The organism is Commensalibacter intestini A911 (assembly GCF_000231445.1).
Taxonomy (GTDB): Bacteria; Pseudomonadota; Alphaproteobacteria; order Acetobacterales; family Acetobacteraceae; genus Commensalibacter; species Commensalibacter intestini.
In genome coordinates, this window is sequence record NZ_AGFR01000005.1 from 18,238 (window position 1) to 39,523 (window position 21,286).

A 21,286-nucleotide genomic window follows, 5' to 3' on the forward strand; every position below is an offset into this window, starting at 1 on the left:
TGTCTTTATGGAGTTGGTTTTTGTGGCGGTTGTGCTGCTGATAAAGCACAGCCGTTTTGTTGTGGTCCAGCCCATTCGGGCAAAGGAATACCTAATTCTTTACATCGTTTAATTTCAATCGCACGTTGATTAAGCGTTTCTTCCCAATCTCCGCCTGCATTTTCCGCGATTTCACTTTCTAACGTTGAAAGCCCTGCCTCCATTCCTAAAACAGAGCCTTCTTTTTCAGCAACAGGATCAATCCAACCACGCCCTGGGCCAAGCCACTGACATTTTGAAATCGGTGTTTTTAACAACGAAATATGATCAACCATCCAATCATATGTTGCCCCTTTGGGCCATGGAAGGTCATCGACTATACAACATTCTTCAAGCCATGCTGCACGAATTGGAGAAGCAAACCCCGTTGCAAAATTATCTCTCCTACGCGTTAGTGTCTTCCATCCCTCCAACGCTGCAGCTCTGGCAGAGGAATAATTTACATCTGACCAATCATTACTGACTTGCTGAGCCGTAACCCCTGTGCCAGCTGCAATATGACGCAGTGCTGTTCCTAAGAATTCTTTATATTGATTATGGGGATGAGATGCACTGACTGTATTAATCCTCTCCCCTGGGAAGAGGGTTGGAATACGTGCGCCACCAAAAGTAACACTTTTACCATTGTGATAATCAACGCGATTATTCTGGTATTCCTTCATACCATCCTCAACATCCAATGCCTCCGCAGCGGATACAGGATCAAAGGGGCTTTCTAAGAAAAGAGATAGCATGGAACTTATCGTTGCTGCATCCATCTCTGTCTGATCATATTTCGTGATCATTTTTAATCTTTGAACGATTGGGGTTAATATCCCAGCACCTCCACGATGTTCAGAGGCACGATCCGATTCAAAATAATGAACAACATTGGGTCTTCCCCACTCTGTTTCTTTATCTACATATTCCCAAGTTGTGGTTTTACTGAGTGCATAATAATCAGAAATATGTGCCTCTCGGAAGTGGTATCCAATGGGTGCGCCATATTGATCAATCTGCACCCCACCCCGACAATACATCTCATCAATGCCTTGATTAGGATTGGACAAACGATCTGGATCAATAAGTTGCACCGAAGTCGCATATAAAGCCTGTTGGCTCAACCGTTCAGGAATATAATTCACCATCGCCACCGCATCGCCATCAATTAAAGAATGGCACATTCCTGCATACATCATTTGAGAAAAAGTAAGCCTGCGTCCCGTATCACAATAACGCCCATCATCATTTGCCCAAGACCGCCAGTGGCTATCAACAACACTGCTCCACTCCGAAGCCCATTGTGCATCAAAAGCAAATCCTGTTTTCACAGCTAAGGTTCGATAATCAGGTTTTGTTAATGGACGAAAAACACTGCCAACCGCATTATCCAAAATCCGAATAATAATGCCAGCAGCCCAGCCATCATTACGAACCAAATCCCGAACACGACTGACAATCAAATCACGCCAAGGGTTTAATTCAACATCAGGCGACGTTAAATAAGGAAACCAATTCCCAGTATGTGCCCCTGTATTATCCGCAGCATCATAAGGGACACGCCCCCACCCACCATTCAACGACATCCGTTTGTTGGGCATGGATTGAACCATCGGTTGTCCATATTGATCTAATATTGATGATACTTTGCTCATCTAAACCGAACCCCGATTGCTCGCCTGCGATTAATCCCCAAAGCACGTTGCAAGTCCATGATATACCCCTGTAATTGCTGCATATTGGCTTGGGTATAAGTCACCGACTTCGCCCCTGTTTCTTGAGAATACGAGACAGAAATAGGTTTATTTCCAATCAGCAAATCATTATAGGCTTGTTGTGCGTGGGTTAAATAAATCTGTAATGTTTCTCTTGATAAATTAGACCATATTGTTTTAGGTGCCAGATCATAGGTCATCATGGTCTTATTTTCCTTTGGTTAAAATACGATCAATCGCTTGTTCTAAATAATGATTGGCGTTTTTATTGATGAATTGCTCGACTTTTTGGTGAAAGCCCATTTTAGGTTTATAACTTGCTTTATCAACGAAACTGACCAAACGGGTTAAGCTATGTTGTTGTCGGTTTAATAAAAAGAACCCACCAGGCTTGCCGTTTTTTCCTGATACTTTCAGAATAGACTGTGCTTTACCTTTGCCCTTACGTCCAGCAGCTTTGACACGTTGCAAATCTTGTTGTGCTTTCTGGGCAAGACTTTTTACATAACCTTTCGGCAATGCCCCTGAAGCATTCTTTTTGGCATTCGGTGCAGCGACCACCAAGGCTTTTGCACTGGGATTTACACTATTATCCGAAGGCGTTCGTGTGCCACCATATTCTTCAAATTGTAGATATTTTGCTTGTTGGTCTTTGATAAAAACATCAATTTTTAAGGTATTTTTTGTTGCACGATGATAAGAGACAGCATTCCGTGTGAAAGCATTGGTATTATTAAAGCTATTAGGAATATCCTGTTTGACTCTATCCATTGCCGCTCTTGCTGTCATATTCAACCCACGTTCAATTGCATAAGGTATATCTTTGGACGCAATACGTTGAAGTTCCAACGATGCGTGTTTTGTATTGATACGAAGAGTGGTTTTCATGAAAAATTTATTGCATAAATATAATAAACATATATTTTATTACTTTTAAGAAAGGACTTTATAATGATTAAAAAAATTCTTATTGTTCTTATTGGAACAATCTTACCAACTATTTCATATGCTCAACAAAATTCTCAGCAACCTACTTATGAAAAAACAGAACAAACACAGTCAGACAGCCATCAAAAAGACTATTTTTGTTGGAAAGGACAAGATAAATATACAATTGGTTTTATCTATGAAGATAAAGGCATTAAGCAAGAGTGCAGATTAATTAAGGATATGAGTAAAGACGCATTAAATCCAGATTACTATTCCAAATGGGTTGAAATTAATTAACTCTTCATCTAAAATGTATCAATAATCTATTTCAACTTATAAAAACCCCTTAACGAACTCTTTCCTTGCCTTCACAGGATCTTTCTTTTCAGATTGATCCTGTTGCTCTTTGGGCAATCCTGAGACTTCTACGGTTTGTTCAACCATCTTCAGTGGTTCATGATTTTGTTCCATACGGTCAGCCAAAGAGTTCAATTTAACCCCTTGCTGCATTAACCCACATAAAGCAGCATAAGAATACACCGCCAAATCCAAAGCCTCATTTGCCCGTCCTGGGGTTTGTTCCCAGACACGAACGTCTTTACCACCGATGCGTTTCCTTACTGAACGTTCAGAAACAAGCTGAGCAAAGAAATTTACATCTCGATCTTGAGGATAATGCATATATCCTGGACAAGCTGTTTCGGGTGGTGGTTGCTCCAGCTTTAGCCTTGACCGAATAATATCTTTCGCAGCATTTACGCCAATAATATATGGCCTGAACCCCTTGGTTCTTCTGGTTGGACGTTTTGATGGCCAGACAGGGGAACGTTGTCCACCTTGTGCTGATTCACCCTTAATCGCCCAAATCCTACGACCAAGACGTGCCTTACAAAACTCATAAACCCGTTGTGTATGATGACCGCCAGAATCAATACAAGCTGCCATAATACTAAAGGCTTGGCCATTCGCTTTAACCCATTGACGCTTTAGAACATGATCAACCTCTTGCCACAAGGCTGGACAATCTGGATCACCATCAATCACCACATGCGCAATTGACCAGCGTTCTTCATTCCGCCCCCAACCTACGATTTCCAGCTCAACACGATCATCCTGTGTATCGCCTGCTGCTGTTAATAACACCACACCCTCAGGAACCTCACCTGCCCAAACTTCGGCACGTCTTGCCAATGTTAATTCAGATAATGCGCCTTCACCTCGATCTTCAAAGGTTTCCCCAAGGGTTGTATTGACGAAAGTCTGTAATTCGATCGGATCTGATTTAACCCTTAGGAACTCTGCAACCAACAATGACCATCTAGCATTGGGCATCAAAGAATAAAGCGAGTTAATATGAAATGATGCATGTCCTTTAAATGGTGCTGCTGCACGCCATTCACCGCCATGAATTAAATCAGGCTTGTCTTGTTCCGCAATAATGCAACCATTATGTTTGCACACATAATGTGCTGTTTCGGGCAAGTCCTTTCCTTGTTCGTCTTTATCCCATTTAACCCCATGTGCTACATCTTTACCGCCCCATTCTAAGATCTGGAACTCTCCACATTGAGGGCATGGCACATAAAAGCGACGCTGATCCCCTTCTTGATAGAGTTTTTCAATACGAGATAAGCCTTTGATCGTTGGCGTTGATCCAGCCACAATCTTTCGGTTCCAGAAAGTTTCTGACCGTTTAGTACCAAGGGCAATCTGATCCCCTTCTGATCCTGCCCCTCCAACAGGATAACCATCAACCTCATCAAATAATACGATTTTCACCGTAATACGACGAAAGCCTCCAGGTGAATTAGCACCTACCAATGCAATAGATGCGCCGTTCTTCATCGTCTTTTTAAGTAACGTATTCTCCCCTGATCTGGTTTTTGGATCTGGGGCAATGTCTGCCAATACCGTCGTATCACGCAGCATCGGTGCAATTTCAGACTTTGAGTAATCCTCGGCATCCTCTACACGGGGTTGCACAACCAGAATAGGACTTGGATCTTGGTGTAAGTAATAGCCCACCACATGATCGATAATCTTGGTATAACCCACACGGGCGGATTTCATCACAGAGACTTTTTCAACCCTTGGATCTGTAATGGCATCCATCATCCCCACTTGATAGGCATAAGCCTCAAACCGACCTGTTTGTGCGCTGGTTTCTTTGGAAAGATACGCATACTGCTCTGCCCATTGGCTGAGACTTAATGCAGGTGGTGGGGCAAGATTAAGTTTCTGCCCTTTCTGTAGTGCTTTCCAAAAGGTTGTTCTCCCTTTCTTGTAATTGTTGGATCCATCGTTCATCCTCGGATAATTCTTCTAGTGCTCTGACCATTAATTGATGCATTTTCCCTTGAGTTTCTGCTACGGTTTTGCAGTTAAATATCTGAGGTGCCATTTCCGCTGGGATAGCGAGTAAGCGTGTTCTAATCGCACTGAGCTGCAATGATAATGCTGAAACAACATCTTCAACCTTAACAACTGTCTCCAATTCTTTATCATACTCAATTTGTCTCAAACGAGCCTCATAACTTGCCTTGTATAGCTCTGCCTCTTGACGAGTTGCAAAAATAGGAGAAGATTCCCCACAAGGTATTATCCCTGATTGCAATAACTCTATATTTTGATATCGATCTTGTTTACTAGCCAACCAAGAGTTAAATGAAACAACTTCTATCTTTCCATCTTTAGAAAGCACTCTCCCAACTTTTAAATGCTTACGCATTGCTGCGCGACTAATCTCTGCACGACGAGCAGCTTCACTTATTGTTATATATTGCTCTGAAATATCCATTACACCTCTTGACTAAAAAGAAGGTGGAACCAAAGTGGAACCAGTTGAATCTTAAGTTTTCAGGGTTCCAGTTAGGTTCCACCCCATATATTATGCTATACCCATTGATAAACTACTGTTAATTGATTGTTTTTAGGGTGGAACCTCTGCAACCAAAGTGGAACCTAGGTTCCACCCTGTTTTGAGTAGGAAACTCTAAGGATGTAGCGATTTTCTAGGGGTGTAACTGGAACCCCTAAAAAACTCATTAGCTAGAGATTATTCGGGATTGCGAATTACCTGCGATGTAAAAGAGGCTAGGAAGGACCCAAAAAATATCTATTATTTTTTATAACAGTGCCATAATAGTTCTATTGTACTAAATAAAAAAAGCGAGTAAAATAACAGTTATGAAAATTATAAAATATACGTTGGCTTTTACTATCAGCACAATTATTATTGTAAATATAGGCTATGCCAATACAACTAATGAAATTACACAGCTTATACAAAAAGCCGATCAAGGCAATGCAGAAGCCCAATGGGATCTTGGAAATTTTTATTTTCGTGGACAAGGCGTTCCTAAAAATATTAATAAATCTCTAACTTACTTTAAGAAAGCTGCCGACCAAAATCTTGCAAAAGCACAGTTCCGATTAGGAGTTATTTATGTAGTTGAAGACGGTGTAGAAGGAAAGAGCAAAGAAGGCCTCTCTTATATTAAACGTGCTTGTGACAATCATCTTGAAAAAGCTTGTAAATCCTTTGCAGAAATACAAGAAAAAGAAAAACAAAGTAAAATTCAAGCTGATACCGATACACAACTCATATTAGCAAATAAATATTACAATGGTAAAGATGTTCCTCAAAACATAACAAAAGCTTTGGAATTATACATAGACGCAGGAAATAAAGGAAATATCAAAGCCCAAATGATCCTTGCGAATATTTATTACTATGGCAAAAACACACCTAAAAATGTTGTAAAAGCAATTAACTGGCTTTCAAAAGCAGGAGAGCAAGGAGACCTCACTGCTCAAAAGATGCTAGGGTTCATATATTATCAAGGCAATGAGGTTCCCCAAAACGATGCAAAAGCAGCAATATGGTTCGAAAAAGCTGCTAAGCAAGATGATATGATAGCTCAAAGTATGCTTGGAAATATATACTCCCGTGGTAGAGGTATTATACAAAACTATCCCAAAGCTATAGAGTTCTATACCAAAGCTGCGAACCAAGAGAGTATCCCCGCACAAAACATACTAGGCATGATGTATTTACAAGGTAAGAATATTCCGCAAGCGCCTAAAAAAGCTGCTGAATGGTTTACAAAAGCAGCTAACCAGAACGATGCACAAGCCCAATATAATCTTGGAGTAATGTATAATGAAGGGATTGGTGTAACTCAAAACAAATTAAAGTCTATCGAATTATACAATAAAGCAGCCAGTCAAGGGCATGCCCAAGCCCAATATAACCTAGGAATAATATATCTGAAAGGCGAAGGGGTGCCTAAAGACCCAACAAAAGCTAAAAAATATCTTCAACAAGCATGTGCGAATAAAGACGAAGACGGCTGTAAGATGTATAATGCGTTAACTAAATAAAACGCCCATTTTGTCATATATTAAAATAGTTTTAACAAAAGTACAAGCCCCTATTTTATAAATCTTTCATGGCTTCTTCGAGCAAAATGAACGTCGAAAGCACCTGACCCATTGTGTAATGCAGGTTCAGGTGCAATTTTTCAGAGATTTGCTTACTACCCATATTTCCCAACACAATCATATTTAATAAACCACGGTGGTATCTTCCCATCTCCGTCCAGATTTTAAAGAGTTTATCATACGCCTCACTCTGTTTTAACGTTGGACCATCATAATGCCCATGAATGCCTTCTTTTAGTAAATTAATCTTTGCATATAAATCCCCACTACCCCCAAAAGACTTTTCACAAAGAATGGCATAACGTTCTGCAGCATCTCGCTGGTCTTGATTAATGCTGCCCCGATTAAGCATTTCATCATAAACACATTTACGACGCAGGCGCGTGACCTTCTGTTTCTGATCATCAGGATCAACCGCAGTCTCTAGAGCAAATTCCCCACGTTTATATGGCAACTCCAAATGATGTTTTGTTACCACTGCAGGCAAAGCACTGATTTTCTTTTTACGTCTATTCGCCATCTTAAATCCATCCTAATTGTGGTCGGTGGTTACATCCATGCTCAAAAACAAACCAAGCATAAGCAAGGGTTCCTGTATTTTTCTTCCCTTGATAATCACCTGGATACATCGTCAATCTCTTTTTAATGACCCACATTCTGGCCAATGGAGATTGTTTAAAAAACTCTGCTCTGCGCTCTGATTCTAAAAACGCCAATCTTAATAAAGCACAGACTTTACAAGTTGTGACTTTCAGGGCCTCTTGAATAATAGGAACAGCATCTTTAAACGGTGGGTTAGTTACAATCACATCCCATTTTTTATCTTTGGGGCTTGTGATAAAATCTTGTTGTTTAAATGTTGCCTGTAAAGATGGGATCTCGATGCCACGATCAACCAAATCATGACATTCAATATTTTGATATCCTGCTTTGTGAAAAACAGTAGGTATATTTCCTTTCCCACAGCATGGGTCAAGAATAGAATTCCCAAAATATTGCTCGACCTCGATCAGCTTTTCAACACATTCAGGTGGTTCAACATACCAATCTTCGCTTTGTCTCCTTACTTTATTCATTGAACTTATCCTTCGATATAATATTAAATATATCATCCCATAAACGACAAGTAGATTCCTCAATATATATTGTTAAAGTAAACAAAATTATAATTAATAAAAGCAATAACCAAAAGTTCATACTATAACCCCAAAAAACTGTTTCATTGATTTGCAACTTTATCAGCCAAACCAATTCGACCACTTTCCAAATTGGGAATAAGACCTGATGTTGGAACATACACAAAAGTTTTATTAGTTTGATTATCCAATCGATTAATCCACATCCATTGAAGATATGCCTCATTATTTTTTAATGATTCACCAATAATTTTATTAGCTTGGGCTGTTCCCTCAGCTTTTAATACCTCTGCTTCTTTTTCAGCTTTTGCTTGTTGAATAATAATTAATTTAGTTTGCGTTGCTTTTGCTAATTCAGCTTCACCATTTAAATTGGCAATCGTCACTTCATAATGAGCAAAAATATATCTTCCGCCTAAAAACAACATTAAAATCAACAATATAACGCTGAAAAAAGTAACAATTACCGTAACAATATTCTTAATATTATAATTTTCTTTACTCATTTTTTACCACCAAACAAGGTTACAATGCCTGTATAGGGAACAACAACAACTTCAGTTACAGAACGTTTTACGCCTTGTTTATCTGTATATTCTCTAGTTTTGTTCTGTCCCTCAACGATCAACGAACTGCCTTGAGTAACGTGATCCTTAATTAACTTTACCAATCCCTCATTAATCACAACAACTCTGTGCCATTCAGTGCGATCTTGTCCATTGATGCGCTCTTTGGTCGCCAAGGAAAAACTGACCGTTTCTTTGCCTAATTGTGTCGTTCTGATCACTGGATCTTTACCAACATAGCCAGCCAAGGTCACTTTGTTCATACTGCCTATCATCATCACGCAGCCTGCCTTACAGAGATTAACCCTTTGTTCTCAAGATAGTTAAACGCTGATGGAAAATGATTTTTAGTATAATTAATCCACCAAACATCAGGATTTTTCTCTTTTTCAAGCTTCAAAACAGTTAATTGATCCACATTGGAAAGCGCCAGAAAAGCATGATCCTGTGCATGTTTTCCAGCATCAGCACTCCAGCTTTGCTTTTTGAGGGAACGCTGTGCCAAATCACGCACAACCTTGGAAATGTAGGCCACAGGATATTCTTTGCCATGGCTTAACTCGATCGCCTTCATGACAATCTCACCATCTTGCTTGGCTTCAATGAACCAAGTCTCCAGCAACTCTTTGCTTTTTTGGCCATGGATACCCGTAGCAACCTTTAATCGATCCATTGCTGTTTGCATCCACTGAGGGGATAGATAATTCAAATCATCAGTCGTTGAATTTTTCTTTTTATTAATTTTTTCTTTTTTAAATTTTATTTCTTTCTTCTGTTTAAGAGAGCAATCCGCTACAAGCGTTGGTTTTCCTAGATTTTGTTTACGATAATCGTGCGTTTTTCCATCGATTATCGTGCGATCATCGTCCAAGCGCAAATCACCTTGATGGTTATCCACATTATCGTTCATTCTTGCCCGTTGTTCACGAGCAATACGACGACTATAAATCACTCCATTTTCATCAACAGAATAAACGCCATTATCTTTCAAGACCTTTAATAAACGTTCAGCACGGTCTTTTCTGATCCCAACCCGTTTCGCAATATCCGCAGCCGTCATTGCTTTGCCTTGAACTACCAAGAAACCAACACGCTCACTTTTATGCATTAAACAAACAATGTTCATCCAAAGCCCTTGAGCAGCCATATCGCAACTTTGCAGGCCTAAATCATTAAGCCAAGCATCCCACCAGAACTTACCCCATGGATATTTATTGGACATGACACGCACCTCCACCGTTCTGAATATGAAAAAAACAATCTGGTTGTACAGAAATATCTTTAAAAAAATGAGGAGCCCTTATTGCGCCATCAGAGCCTGCAATCAACATGCCTTTTTCTAGCATCTCATCAATCTTAGATTGTATGTCTTGTTTTCGTTGCCCAGTTAATAAACGGATTTCCTGATTTCTTTGTGCTGTCGTAATACATAAAATCTCACCAAAAGAGCCATATCGTCCCGTACTATTGAACATCATTCGTAATAATGTCATGAAAAAATACTGTAATTCCACAGAACACCCATTCTGAGTAAAATAATCCTGCACTTCCTGCTCTGAAAGATTTACAGCTTCATATTTAGACGCTATATTTTCCATTGCTCATTCCTTTTGGTATGCGAGCCATTGTGAGGAGCTAGGTCGCCAAACTTTACTTCCTCACAATGATTAAAATGTTTTTTCTTGTTCATCATGTATTACCCATGACTTCTTGATGATATTGATGAATATTTAAATAAACATGAGCATCAATCTTTTTACTTTTGCCAACGCAAAGTGAAGATAATGCATGTTTGCTAATTCCAACGGCTTTTGAAATAAGACATTGAGCTTCTCTTTGGATATATCCTTGCTGTTTATAAAATTGCAGCAATTCATTCAGCATTCCTTGAGTGTTTTTCTTAATATCTAATGATGTAATCATGGAAACATTCTCATTACATTCCCAACGCACGGCGATAAATATCAAAAAGCGTTTCTTGCTCTTCTATTTCAGAAGGTTCTTTTTTGCGTGCACTGATAATGCGTCGAACAACAGGCACATCAAACCCTGCTTGATTTTAGCTTCTGCATAGATGTCTTTTAATATCATTGGCCAATCCTTTTGCGCTCTTCTTCCAATCGTTCAATCCGATCAATAATGCTTCGTAGACGATCTGCTGCGATCCCACCGACTTCTGCTTCACTCATGATGCCCCCTGGCTTTTGTTTTTAAATTCTACATAAAGTTCTTTAAGATTTTCATAAACATGTGCGGGAATAAATTTAATCTCCTCGCTTTTAATATTTTCCAGCGTAGAAGCCGTTGTCTTTACCCGAGAAGCAATCCATAGATGACATCTATGAGAACTTTCAAAACGCACTGGATGTAATTGACTATATATATTGTCCAAATAGAACTTGGCTTTATTATTCATCTCTTGAGCTGTAAACACAATTCATCATCCTTTTAAATAAACACCATGCTCAGCCAACTTCTCCTGCAACTGATCATTTGTACGTCTCAGTCTTTCAACTTGCTTCTTAAGATCCTTATGCTGCTGCCAAAGTGTTCCTTTAACTACTGCAAAACTAACGAAACCCAACCTTAACTCGCTATATCCATCACCTTTATCAAATCCAAAACCACGCCAAGCTGCGGTCATAATTGCTGTAAACATTTTCTAGCCTCATCAATTCTTTCGTTAAATTCTTTTTGTAATTCTGGACAATCAGCCATTAAAGTCATCAAATCATGCATACGAGGCGCATTTTTCCCATATAGCCAATTTCTAAATGTAATAATTGCCCAACCATACTTTCTGGAAACAACTTTTGCTGCGTTTCTAAAGTCTCCGTATCGTTTTTGTAATATGTCTTTGCGTCATTTCAACGCACATTTCATTATTAAACATAGTAATATTTCGATAACTTTTTGATCTAAAACTTTTCATTTAATTCCTCCATATTAAAACCATGGTACGGTTACTAATATGGAGGAACGGAAAGCGTATATTTAAAAAAAACAATCTCATCCCTAAGCTTATTTAATCCACGCTTTCCCCTTTCCTCTCCAACTTGGAAAAGAAAGGGCAGAGTATGGTGGGAAAGGAATTTGACTCATCGTCTGTTATCCTTCAAATTAAACATTGCGAATCAATAATAAAATTTGAGGGAAGAATGTTAAAAAGAGCCATCAAACAAATTGCTTTGTTAATTGTAATATCTGTCATCATCATTATAGTCAGCGGAATAATCACTAGTGCAACAACAAACAATGCAAATACTTTTGCAATCATCGCCTTTCCTTCTCTTTTGATCCTTTTCTTTTATTTTATAAGTAAAGAGATCAAATATAATCGCTCTTTGCATCAACCCAACCTTTCAATTCAATCAACAAAAACCAAAAAAACTTCAAAGACAACTTCAACAAAACCTACACCAATTAATAAAGAAATTGTTATTGAATATAGCGATTCTATAGGTGAAGTAACCACTCGAAAAATTCGTGTTAAAGAAATAAAATACGATAAATACAAAAGAAAAATGGTTCCTTACTCTCTTTATTCATATTGCTTTGTAAAGAAAGCACCCAGAACATTTGTCATTCACAATATCATTTCTGCTTATGATGCTGAAACAGGGGAAATCATTTCGGATATTCCCAAATACTTGATGCAATGACATGGTTATACTCCTTTCGTTGGTCGTTCGATAAAATCTGGCCATGGTTTATCCTCTGGCCAATGATCGGAAAGCCATCCCACCGCACGTTCATAATTACGAACGGTGATAGTTTTTCCATGCTTCAAACTGGAAATTGTTCTACCACAATTAAAAATATAAATAGATAAAGTGGGGATTGTAATTTTCTTACACTCACAATATCCAGAACAAAGGGTCAATAACTTATCGATCATTTTCATAAACTCGATCTTATAGGGAAAATACCCTACAAATCAAGATAAAAATACGCTTTAAACCCGAATGACAAAAAAAAATATAAAAGTATTGTACGCAGTATGCCAAATATTGATCTATTCAATCAAATTAATACAATATTAAAAAACAAAGGAATTAGCGCCTCTCGTGCTAGCGTTCAGGCTGGTCTGGGTATTGATTTTATTCGCGATCTAAAAAGAAGACAATCTCGTCCAAAATTAGAAAACTTACAAAAATTAGCAAATTATTTAGACATTGATATAAATATCTTTTTGAAAATATTAGATGAAAATATCGTCATGAGAGATACACCCACATCAAATTCTTTTTTTTCTACTATTTATATTATTGGGCAAATTCAAGCTGGACAATGGACACAAGCCACCGAATGGCCAAAAGAGGATTGGATTCCTTTTCCATTTCCCATGGATACACAATATAAAGACTTTCCTACCTTTGCCTTAAAAGTCAAAGGTGATTCTATGAACCTGCTCTATCCAGAAGGTTCCATTGTTATTGCGATTAATTTTTGTGATTTGGGTCGCAATCCAGAAAATGGTGAGTGTGTGGTTACAATTCGTCGAGATCCCTTAACCGATTGTTATGAAGCCACCTTAAAGGTCGTTCAAATACGAGATGATGGCTCTGTCTTATTATGGCCTCGCAGTGACAATCCAGACTTCACAAAACCCATACAACTTCCTAAAATAACAACACGATACCAAGGAAATGGTATGGACGGTGACAGTTCATCCGCTCCTGACATCTTAATTCAAAGCCTTGTCATCTGGTCTTTTAATGTGGCATCAAAAGTAACTTTATAATTTTATTTTATAGTGATTGTTGCTACATCGATTTTTGCATTATACGATGTTCAAAAATGGAGAGTAAAACAATGAAAAAGATAATTTTAATTAGCGCACTAGCCTTGTCCCTACCTATCTCAGCCAAAGCTCAACAAACCGTAAGCCAAACAACCATCAATCAAGCCGTCAAAGATGCAAAACAATATTTTTGTGCTAGTGGTAGTTCTGGCTTTGCCAAGCACATTCAAAACTGCTACCAAAAAGACGGAGCGTCCGACAAATGTATTTTAGAAGATATGTCTTTATATTCATTTGATAGTGAATTTCACAAAGTCATTAAAAATCAAACAGGACAGGAACCACCAACGGATGATTTTTTAACCGAAACTGCAATAAATGCACGTGCAGACAAGTATTTTCTACCTAAATTTGGCAACATGGATAAACTCTATACTTACTTAAGGCCTGGAGTAACTCCACTAATGGATATTATGGGAAAATGCTTAGTAGAAAATATGCAGAACCAACAAAATACACAATCCACCACACAACAGCCAAAACAACAAAACAATACAACCACAATTACCAAAGAAGGCGATGGACAAACACAAACCCCACCCGTTCAATTAAAATGTCCCTGTATGGTTCAATGGAAAACTATCAAAGATAGTGATTTTAGCGTATTTGATTTTGAATTAAAACCTGTTACAGGTGGCTTTCCGATATCGATTGCAACAATGCCGAAAACTAATAGCGGTGAATATTATATTCCCGCCAATCAATCTGGCCAATATATGATGAGTATTCAAAGTACGGGTCACTGGGCAATTCAAATACAACAAAACTATCAACAATAAACCCAAACATTCATACGGCAAGGTTTCTCTTACACCTTGCCAACTCCGTAATTAATCGATGATACATTTAAAATCTTATCTACTTTATCATAAAAATTAGGGTAAATACCCTATTTATTTATTGACATAGGGTAAAATCCCTAATATACCTATCCTCATGACTACAATGGTCATGGGGCTTTTGATGTTGACTATTCAATCTAGCGTTTGCCGCGCACTCCTGAAACAACATCATCAAAAAGGTGGTTTATATTTGTACCACCGCTCTTTTATAGCAAAAAAAAGGAAACAAGACCGCCATCCTGTTTCCTTTCACTATAATTCAAAGGACACCAACATGCCTAAAAATTACAAGAACAACATATATCAAACCACCGCCTTTGATCAATACCCATCAGAACAACGCAAAGCCCTATTGGAACAAAGAAAACGCATTATCAATATGCGCCTTCAGGCTCAAAGTCATACGAACTATCCAGAAACTTCAGAGTATTATTGGACACAATCCAATATAGAAGCCAAATCCATGCAAGAATGGATCAAGAACAACCCTCCACCAAGATTAACGACAAAACCACAACAAAAACCCATAAGCCAAGTCAAACGGTGGCTTCACGGTTTATTTGAGCAGCAATACGCATAATGAATAAATTTAAAATATTAAAGAGCTGAACAATGGCAAAGAAAAGAAATAACGATCAAAGCAAAAGTAGAATTATCGAATTTAAAGAGGAATTTGAAAATCTAATAAAAAAATATAAGATTATACCAAACCCTATCATTGGTTTTGATCTTATTGCTTTTATGTCTAATTACAGCGAAAGACAAATATCTAGATTAGCAAAAGACGATCCTACCTTCCCAACACTTTATGAACTATCCTATCATAATAAAGGATGTAAGCTTAGTGAAGTTGAAGAATGGATAGAGCTTTTTAATAAAAAAACTCCCCCCAACTCCAATACCAAAAGCATTCCTATGACAAACGCTTCGCAACCTTTGCAAGCTCACCAATAGGCTTCAAATCTTTAGTTATGATTTTTTCCCATTCAGCCATTAACTCTTTACGCCTATTAAAATGTGTTGTTCGATTATATGCTCCCTCCACTTGATCTTTGGGAGCATGAGCCAAAACCAAATCAATTACAAAGCGATCTTGCGGAAAATGTTCATTCATAATTGTTGAAAACATCGATCGAAACCCATGAGGTACATGACGCTGATAATAACCTGCACGATTAATTAAATATCCAAGTGCATTCTCGCTCATCGCCTTTCTAAAGTGGCGACCATTGGGGAAAACAAACTCTAACCCTGCACTCCATTGAGCAACAAGCTGTAATATAGCCACCGCCATTGAGCATAATGGTACGACATGCTCTCTTTTCATCTTCATTCGGCCTGCAGGTATCCTCCATATAGGATCTTCCCCATCCAAATCTTCAAACTCCACCCAACGCGCAAAACGCAACTCACCAGGACGAACAACCGTTAACAGCAAAAATCGTAACGCAAGCTTTGTTACAGGGAATGATGGGGTATTATCAATTTGTTGCAGCATCTCAATAGCTTCATCCAAATCAATAATTGCCGGCTGCCTGCCCCGCTGCACAGGTGATAAATTAGATGCAATTATCTGGGCTGGATTACTTTTACATATCCCCTTACCTATCGCATATACAAATACTTCACCTATTCTTTGACGAATACGATGAGCAGTCTCTACAGCGCCTCTATTTTCAATTTTATGTAAGATGTTCAAAATGACATCAGGCTTACCTTCCAAGTCACTGATTGGAATATTACCCAATAATGGAAACACATCCCTTTCCAAACTATGAATAACATCATAGGCATGACGCTCAGTCCAAAACTTCTTTTTAATCTCATGCCACTGACGTGCTATAATTTCGAATGTGCTTTGATATTGTGAAGCCGTAAGCTCCGCCTTTAATAATTTATCAACCTGAGGATGTCGACCTTCACGGACAACTTTTTTTATATCCAATAAAGCCACGCGCGCATCCGCCAAAGACATATCTGGATAATAACCTATTGTTATTTGAGTTTCTGGTTGCCCTTTAACTTGATAGCGAACTCGCCAAATTTTAGAACCTGATGGTTCAACACTAAGAAATAATCCTTTTTCATCCGTTAAACGGTAGCGTTTATCCTTTTTCTTGGCTGCGCGAATTTTACTATCATTTAAACGATCCCGTTTAATGACTTTAGGAGATGATACATCCTGCGAATTATTTGACATATTGATAACTCCTAAATAACAGATTATAATAAGAACCTAAGATACAAAAACATAAGTATAGTAACATATATTTTTAACTACAAAAATATTGCAAAAAACGGGCATAAAACAGGGCACATACATGTATACATAAATGCATTTCCATTTAATATCAATCAATTAAATTGTTTATATGATTGACATTCTCTCCGCCAAAAAAATCACATAACACATTGATTTTATGATAAAAAAATATCAAATTACTAACATTACCCCTTTGATTAATCATATTAAAAAAGATATGTTCTCTTTGCCAATAAGAGACCGCCCCTTAATGACAGGTAAATAAATGAAAAATACAGTAACGCCTTTTTATGATCCATCATTAAGCTATGAGGATAATTATCAACAAGGGCCTTTTGGTGATTTTGCTCATGCACCGAAAACGCTTATCGAGACCGATAAACCAACAAATTTTTTAAACTTGCCTGTTAATTTACCTTTTGGTATTCCAGCTGGGCCTTTGTTAAATGCAAACTATGTCAAAGCAGCCTTGGCTTATGGGTTTGATTTATGTGTTTATAAAACAGTCCGTACCAAAGCACACAAAAGCCATCCTTTACCAAATGTTTTATCAATCCATCCCGAAGGAAAACTCTCACATCAATTAGATACGGTATTGGCAGATTTAAATTATGAGTCTCCAATTTCCATTACGAACTCTTTCGGTGTTCCCTCTTTTGATCCTGAAATCTGGCAAGAGGATTTAGCTGATGCGGTAAGTGCTGCGAAAAAAGGACAATATGTGATTGGAAGCTTCCAAGGAACGCCAGGGAATTCTGCAACGATTGAGCAAGATTATGCAAAAGCTGCGCGTTTAGTTGCAGAAACGAAGGCTCCTATTTTAGAAGCGAATTTGAGTTGCCCGAATGAAGGGGCTCATAAACTGCTTTGTTTTGATTTTGATCGTGTGGAACGTGTGGCAAAAGAAATTAAAAACGCAGTTCCTGATAGACCATTATTTTTAAAGCTTGCTTATTTTGCGACTGATGAAGAAGTAATGCCGTTAATCAAAGCATTAAATGGTGTTGTTGATGGGTTCAGCACGATTAATACTTTATCTGCCAAACCTGTGGATCAACATGGAAAGCCTGCTTTGGGTGAAGACAGACCGACAGGCGGTGTTTGTGGGGATGCTATTCGTTGGGCTGGGTTGGATATGGTCAAACGGTTAGTCAGATTACGTGAACAGCTTACGCATCATTTTGCGATTATTGGTGTGGGTGGCGTTTGTTCAGTGGAACATTATCAAGAATATATCCATGCGGGTGCAGATGCTGTAATGAGCGCAACAGGTGCGATGTGGAACCCTAATTTAGCTTTTGAGATTAAAAGCAGTTTGAAATAATCAATCTAATTAGTTGATTGAGTAAATAAGAAGATCGTTTGACCTTGTCTCCATATTATAAAAAACATATGGATATGAGGTCATTTTTATATGATGTTTCTATTTTAATTATAACGAGCTTTGAGCGTACCAGCCACCGTATCAATTTCTGGCATTAACGTTTCTTTGGAAATCCCAAGAGTTCGCAACTCTTTTAATATATCGTCTTTCTTCTCTGCTGAAATAATGATGGTGGGGTTTGTGATTTCTATAATTGAAGGATACCATTTCTCCCAAATATCATTTACATACTCAGATAGAGTTATAGGATTATTTTTTGTTTCACCCATTCCAAACAAAAAAATAAACCACTCTGTCGAATGATGCGTTGATTGTTTAATTTAGCTCGCACACAAACAATTTTTTCTAGATCAAATTCACTATTAAGCCTGTCAATAAAATAGCTTTTTTCTTGCTTAATAAAATGAAGGAAACGCTCTTTTTGAGTATTAAAGTTCAACAATTGGTTATATTCACTTAATACTGTACTTTGAAAGTCTTCCAAAATTCGAGAATATATATCTTCTTTCTCTTTTGAAACAAACTTTAATAATAAAATCATTCGCTCGATTATTTTTATTATTTCTAATTCTTTATACTGTTTAGATGTTTGATATTTCTTTTTAATACAAGCCAATTGTAAACTTTGAGATATACACACAAACTCAGATAATTTACTTAATGAATCTTCTTTAAAAATATTAATTATTCGTCCTATTAATTTATTCTGTAAACGCATTAACTCTTTCAAATTTTCTATTTTTTCAATATCAAGCATCTCAAAATCATAATTTAACTTTGCAAGATTAGATAAAACCGAAACCGTATCACTATTATAACTTTTGATAGCATCTTTCAGTACTGCATAAACTAAAACTTGACCATCTTTATAATTATTTTCGCTATTCAAAGAACAACAAGCAAAATACAACGCAACCAACGCATTACTGGTAATATCTAATAACCGTGTAGGTAAGCCATAATGCTGCATTTTAACGAGATATTCGAACGTATATTGGCAATCTTTGAAATCTTCTGGGCATTGAGTGATGATATCGTTAAAAAGATTCTTTTCGTTTTTGAGAAGGTTTCGCTCTCCATTTCCATTTTTTCTAAAAATGGTCGGTTCAGCCACATAAACTTTATCGGCATGTCCACGAAAAAACAGCTCTGTATTAACATGTTTATTCCTTTGGATCTCTGTCAGTTTATCTAAAAAATCTTTTACATTTTCGACTTTAGTCTCTGACATTGATCCATTCCTTTTCCAGGGTAAACATGCCTGTTACCATATCAAAATATCTTATAAGATATCAGGAAAATGTTAAGATTTCTTTTCCATGGACAAGCTATTTTTTTTACCACTTACTTTTTTGCTAATAAAGGCGGAATAGTCGGTAATTCAGGGGCATTATCAATATCTTGCTGTGTCATCTTAAACGCTTCTGGATAATACTCCCTCTGCGTCCGACGGGCTGGTTCTGTATCTCTCCATGTATAAAGACAGCGTTGACATTGATAAACCGTCCAAACGCCTTTGACTGGGGAATGTGCCATTACTTCTATATGCTCATGTGCGCAACGAGGACAAATCATGATTGTTCCTTCCTTATTTCTTACGATTAGCAAGTAAATTATTCAATTTCTTAACCCATTCCGCCGTTTCTGGCAGGTCTTTCACAGGTTGGCTGTAATGTCCTCTGGTATCTGGTGCCACAGGCGTCGTTGCATCAATCACCAGCTTATCCGTAATCCCTGCAGGGCTAGAACCAGGATCAAGCTCTAGAACAGACATATTCGGTAATTGAACCAAATCCCCCGCAGGATTGACTTTGGAAGACAACGCCCACATGACTTGAAGTAAATCAAATGGATCAACATCTTCATCCACCATAATCACCATCTTAACATACCCCAACCCATGAGGTGTCGTCATCGCACGCAATCCTACCGCACGGGCAAAGCCACCATAGCGTTTTTTCGTAGAAATAATCGCAAGTAATCCATGCGTATACATCGCATTCACAGCTTGAACTTCTGGAAACTCAGCTTTTAATTGTTGATACAACGGAACACAGGTTGCTGGCCCCATTAAATAGTCAATCTCAGTCCAAGGCATGCCTAAATACAAAGATTCAAAGATCGGGTTATTTCGATAAGAAACTTTATCAATCCTAACAACAGTCATATTCCGTCCACCAGAATAATGCCCTGTAAATTCACCAAAAGGCCCTTCTATTTCACGTTTACGCCCTTCAATAACCCCTTCTAAAATAACCTCTGATCCCCACGGCACATCAAACCCCGTTAAGGGAGCCGTTGCAATTGGATAAGGACTTTCGCGTAATGCGCCCGCCATCTCATATTCTGATTGATCATATCGCAGCGGCGTTGCCCCCATTAACGTAATGACTGGATCATTGCCTAAGGTAATCGCAATCGGTAAATCATCGCCTCGTTCCTCGGCTTTGTGAAGGTGAATGGCGATATCATGCATCGGGATCGGTTGTAAGCCTAATTTACGCTTTCCTTTCACTTCCATTCGATAAATCCCAACATTTTGTTTGCCAAAATGTTCTGGATCTTCTGGATCACGCGAAACCACACATGCTTTGTCTAAATAAAAACCACCATCCCCATCATTCAAACGAAACAACGGTAAAATATCAAATAAATTAATTGCCTCACCATCTACAACATTCTCTGCCCATGCTGGGTTATCCCGTCGTTCTGGTTTGACTGGGTATTGATCCCAACGACGAATAAATTCATCAATTTGTTGTCTTATTGTTGTATTAGGAGGCAGACTTAAAGAAATCGCATGATTTTTCCACGAACCAATCGTATTCATGACGACATGTGCCTCTTTAAACCCTTTAATATTGGTAAAAGAAATTGCTGGCGCGCCATCTCCGATCCGTCCGGTTGCATTCGCCGCAGCAGCAATATCAGGTTCAGCATTGACTTCTTCTTCAATATGAAGCAACTGTCCATAATCTTCTAATGCTTTCAGAAAACTACGCAAATCATCATAAGCCATGCTTTATTCTCCTAAATAAAAACTCTGAATGTATATAAACTATACAGCTCTTTCTAAGACTGCGACTTCAGAGTTAATGAGTAATATTGCTACAATCCATAAGGTTCTTTAAAACCACTCCTTGTAACAACCCTCATTCATTATTATATTGTTCGTATACGAACTT

At 38.0% G+C, this 21,286-nt stretch carries 28 protein-coding genes and 1 pseudogene; 8 read left to right on the plus strand and 21 right to left on the minus strand.

All coding sequences use genetic code 11. From position 1 onward, the window contains the following. Positions 1–5 precede the first annotated feature (5 nt). From CIN_RS04910 to CIN_RS04920, 3 genes are read right to left on the minus strand one after another with little or no spacing between them, the layout of a single operon-like run. Complete coding sequence (locus CIN_RS04910; protein WP_040363969.1) at positions 6–1,673, minus strand: phage portal protein; 1,668 nt, start codon at positions 1,671–1,673, stop codon at positions 6–8. Next, positions 1,670–1,936, minus strand: coding sequence for a gpW family head-tail joining protein (gpW, locus tag CIN_RS04915; RefSeq protein ID WP_008853954.1), 267 nt, complete (start codon positions 1,934–1,936; stop codon positions 1,670–1,672). The genes CIN_RS04910 and gpW overlap by 4 nt, the downstream gene beginning before the upstream one ends. Positions 1,937–1,940: 4 nt before the next feature. Next, positions 1,941–2,621, minus strand: coding sequence for a hypothetical protein (locus tag CIN_RS04920; RefSeq protein ID WP_008853955.1), 681 nt, complete (start codon positions 2,619–2,621; stop codon positions 1,941–1,943). A 63-nt stretch (positions 2,622–2,684) separates the two neighbouring features. Between CIN_RS04920 and CIN_RS04925 the strand changes: the two genes are divergently transcribed. Then, positions 2,685–2,960: a hypothetical protein gene (locus tag CIN_RS04925; RefSeq protein ID WP_008853956.1), complete on the plus strand. Its 276-nt coding sequence runs from the start codon at positions 2,685–2,687 to the stop codon at positions 2,958–2,960. A 36-nt stretch (positions 2,961–2,996) separates the two neighbouring features. Here the strand turns inward: CIN_RS04925 and CIN_RS04930 are convergent, their stop codons facing one another. After that, a complete protein-coding gene (locus tag CIN_RS04930; protein WP_050798351.1) occupies positions 2,997–4,970 on the minus strand; it encodes a phage terminase large subunit family protein in 1,974 nt (657 codons plus the stop codon). Then, positions 4,894–5,460: a hypothetical protein gene (locus CIN_RS11375; protein ID WP_008853958.1), complete on the minus strand. Its 567-nt coding sequence runs from the start codon at positions 5,458–5,460 to the stop codon at positions 4,894–4,896. Before CIN_RS11375 ends, CIN_RS04930 begins: the two co-directional genes overlap by 77 nt. Positions 5,461–5,849: 389 nt before the next feature. Between CIN_RS11375 and CIN_RS04940 the strand changes: the two genes are divergently transcribed. Continuing rightward, the gene (locus tag CIN_RS04940) at positions 5,850–7,046 is read left to right on the plus strand and encodes an SEL1-like repeat protein (RefSeq protein ID WP_008853959.1); all 1,197 of its coding nucleotides are present in this window, start codon (positions 5,850–5,852) and stop codon (positions 7,044–7,046) included. A 55-nt stretch (positions 7,047–7,101) separates the two neighbouring features. On the opposite strand, the gene CIN_RS04945 is transcribed toward CIN_RS04940, so the two are convergent. From CIN_RS04945 to CIN_RS04990, 10 genes and pseudogenes are all read right to left on the minus strand, one after another. After that, a complete protein-coding gene (locus CIN_RS04945; protein WP_008853960.1) occupies positions 7,102–7,626 on the minus strand; it encodes a hypothetical protein in 525 nt (174 codons plus the stop codon). A 1-nt stretch (position 7,627) separates the two neighbouring features. Next, positions 7,628–8,182 carry a methyltransferase gene (locus CIN_RS04950; RefSeq protein ID WP_008853961.1) on the minus strand — a complete coding sequence of 185 codons (555 nt, stop codon included), beginning with the start codon at positions 8,180–8,182 and terminating at the stop codon, positions 7,628–7,630. A gap of 143 nt (positions 8,183–8,325) precedes the next feature. Further along, complete coding sequence (locus CIN_RS04955; protein WP_050798352.1) at positions 8,326–8,748, minus strand: SPFH domain-containing protein; 423 nt, start codon at positions 8,746–8,748, stop codon at positions 8,326–8,328. After that, on the minus strand, positions 8,745–9,086 hold the full coding sequence (gene ssb, locus CIN_RS04960) for a single-stranded DNA-binding protein (protein WP_050798353.1): 342 nt from the start codon (positions 9,084–9,086) through the stop codon (positions 8,745–8,747). The genes CIN_RS04955 and ssb overlap by 4 nt, the downstream gene beginning before the upstream one ends. Then, positions 9,086–10,030 carry a hypothetical protein gene (locus CIN_RS11380; protein WP_008853964.1) on the minus strand — a complete coding sequence of 315 codons (945 nt, stop codon included), beginning with the start codon at positions 10,028–10,030 and terminating at the stop codon, positions 9,086–9,088. Before CIN_RS11380 ends, ssb begins: the two co-directional genes overlap by 1 nt. Then, positions 10,020–10,406: a hypothetical protein gene (locus tag CIN_RS04970; RefSeq protein WP_040363970.1), complete on the minus strand. Its 387-nt coding sequence runs from the start codon at positions 10,404–10,406 to the stop codon at positions 10,020–10,022. Before CIN_RS04970 ends, CIN_RS11380 begins: the two co-directional genes overlap by 11 nt. Before the next feature lie 91 nt (positions 10,407–10,497). Further along, positions 10,498–10,731, minus strand: coding sequence for a hypothetical protein (locus tag CIN_RS04975; RefSeq protein ID WP_040363971.1), 234 nt, complete (start codon positions 10,729–10,731; stop codon positions 10,498–10,500). 13 nt (positions 10,732–10,744) lie between these two features. Further along, positions 10,745–10,997 (minus strand): annotated as a pseudogene (locus tag CIN_RS04980) (DUF2312 domain-containing protein). Beyond that, positions 10,994–11,242, minus strand: a complete 249-nt coding sequence (locus CIN_RS04985) for a hypothetical protein (protein ID WP_040363972.1) — start codon at positions 11,240–11,242, stop codon at positions 10,994–10,996. The pseudogene CIN_RS04980 and the gene CIN_RS04985 overlap by 4 nt, the downstream one beginning before the upstream one ends. A 6-nt stretch (positions 11,243–11,248) precedes the next feature. Next, positions 11,249–11,467, minus strand: coding sequence for a hypothetical protein (locus tag CIN_RS04990; protein WP_008853967.1), 219 nt, complete (start codon positions 11,465–11,467; stop codon positions 11,249–11,251). Positions 11,468–11,885: 418 nt separating this feature from the next. Between CIN_RS04990 and CIN_RS05000 the strand changes: the two genes are divergently transcribed. Further along, positions 11,886–12,470, plus strand: coding sequence for a hypothetical protein (locus CIN_RS05000; protein WP_008853968.1), 585 nt, complete (start codon positions 11,886–11,888; stop codon positions 12,468–12,470). A gap of 5 nt (positions 12,471–12,475) precedes the next feature. Here the strand turns inward: CIN_RS05000 and CIN_RS05005 are convergent, their stop codons facing one another. Beyond that, on the minus strand, positions 12,476–12,712 hold the full coding sequence (locus tag CIN_RS05005) for a hypothetical protein (protein WP_040363973.1): 237 nt from the start codon (positions 12,710–12,712) through the stop codon (positions 12,476–12,478). A gap of 96 nt (positions 12,713–12,808) precedes the next feature. On the opposite strand from CIN_RS05005, the gene CIN_RS05010 reads away from it, so the two are divergent. From CIN_RS05010 to CIN_RS05025, 4 genes are all read left to right on the plus strand, one after another. Then, positions 12,809–13,552: a LexA family protein gene (locus CIN_RS05010; RefSeq protein WP_008853970.1), complete on the plus strand. Its 744-nt coding sequence runs from the start codon at positions 12,809–12,811 to the stop codon at positions 13,550–13,552. 71 nt (positions 13,553–13,623) lie between these two features. Further along, positions 13,624–14,391 carry a hypothetical protein gene (locus tag CIN_RS05015; protein ID WP_040363974.1) on the plus strand — a complete coding sequence of 256 codons (768 nt, stop codon included), beginning with the start codon at positions 13,624–13,626 and terminating at the stop codon, positions 14,389–14,391. Positions 14,392–14,728: 337 nt separating this feature from the next. Then, complete coding sequence (locus tag CIN_RS05020; RefSeq protein ID WP_139016948.1) at positions 14,729–15,034, plus strand: hypothetical protein; 306 nt, start codon at positions 14,729–14,731, stop codon at positions 15,032–15,034. A gap of 32 nt (positions 15,035–15,066) precedes the next feature. Then, the gene (locus tag CIN_RS05025) at positions 15,067–15,408 is read left to right on the plus strand and encodes a hypothetical protein (protein WP_040363976.1); all 342 of its coding nucleotides are present in this window, start codon (positions 15,067–15,069) and stop codon (positions 15,406–15,408) included. Here the strand turns inward: CIN_RS05025 and CIN_RS05030 are convergent. Next, entirely contained in the window at positions 15,368–16,654 is a 1,287-nt protein-coding gene (locus CIN_RS05030; protein ID WP_008853972.1) for a tyrosine-type recombinase/integrase, read from the minus strand. The genes CIN_RS05025 and CIN_RS05030 overlap by 41 nt on opposite strands. Positions 16,655–16,982: 328 nt before the next feature. On the opposite strand from CIN_RS05030, the gene CIN_RS05035 reads away from it, so the two are divergent. Further along, on the plus strand, positions 16,983–18,041 hold the full coding sequence (locus CIN_RS05035; protein ID WP_008853973.1) for a beta/alpha barrel domain-containing protein: 1,059 nt from the start codon (positions 16,983–16,985) through the stop codon (positions 18,039–18,041). A 104-nt stretch (positions 18,042–18,145) separates the two neighbouring features. Here the strand turns inward: CIN_RS05035 and CIN_RS05040 are convergent, their stop codons facing one another. From CIN_RS05040 to CIN_RS05055, 4 genes are all read right to left on the minus strand, one after another. Next, complete coding sequence (locus CIN_RS05040; protein WP_008853974.1) at positions 18,146–18,370, minus strand: hypothetical protein; 225 nt, start codon at positions 18,368–18,370, stop codon at positions 18,146–18,148. Then, positions 18,343–19,332, minus strand: a complete 990-nt coding sequence (locus CIN_RS11385; protein ID WP_008853975.1) for an FRG domain-containing protein — start codon at positions 19,330–19,332, stop codon at positions 18,343–18,345. Before CIN_RS11385 ends, CIN_RS05040 begins: the two co-directional genes overlap by 28 nt. Positions 19,333–19,445: 113 nt before the next feature. After that, the gene (locus CIN_RS05050; protein WP_008853976.1) at positions 19,446–19,676 is read right to left on the minus strand and encodes a non-oxidative hydroxyarylic acid decarboxylases subunit D; all 231 of its coding nucleotides are present in this window, start codon (positions 19,674–19,676) and stop codon (positions 19,446–19,448) included. A 13-nt stretch (positions 19,677–19,689) separates the two neighbouring features. Continuing rightward, complete coding sequence (locus CIN_RS05055; RefSeq protein WP_008853977.1) at positions 19,690–21,120, minus strand: non-oxidative hydroxyarylic acid decarboxylases subunit C; 1,431 nt, start codon at positions 21,118–21,120, stop codon at positions 19,690–19,692. Positions 21,121–21,286 lie beyond the last annotated feature (166 nt).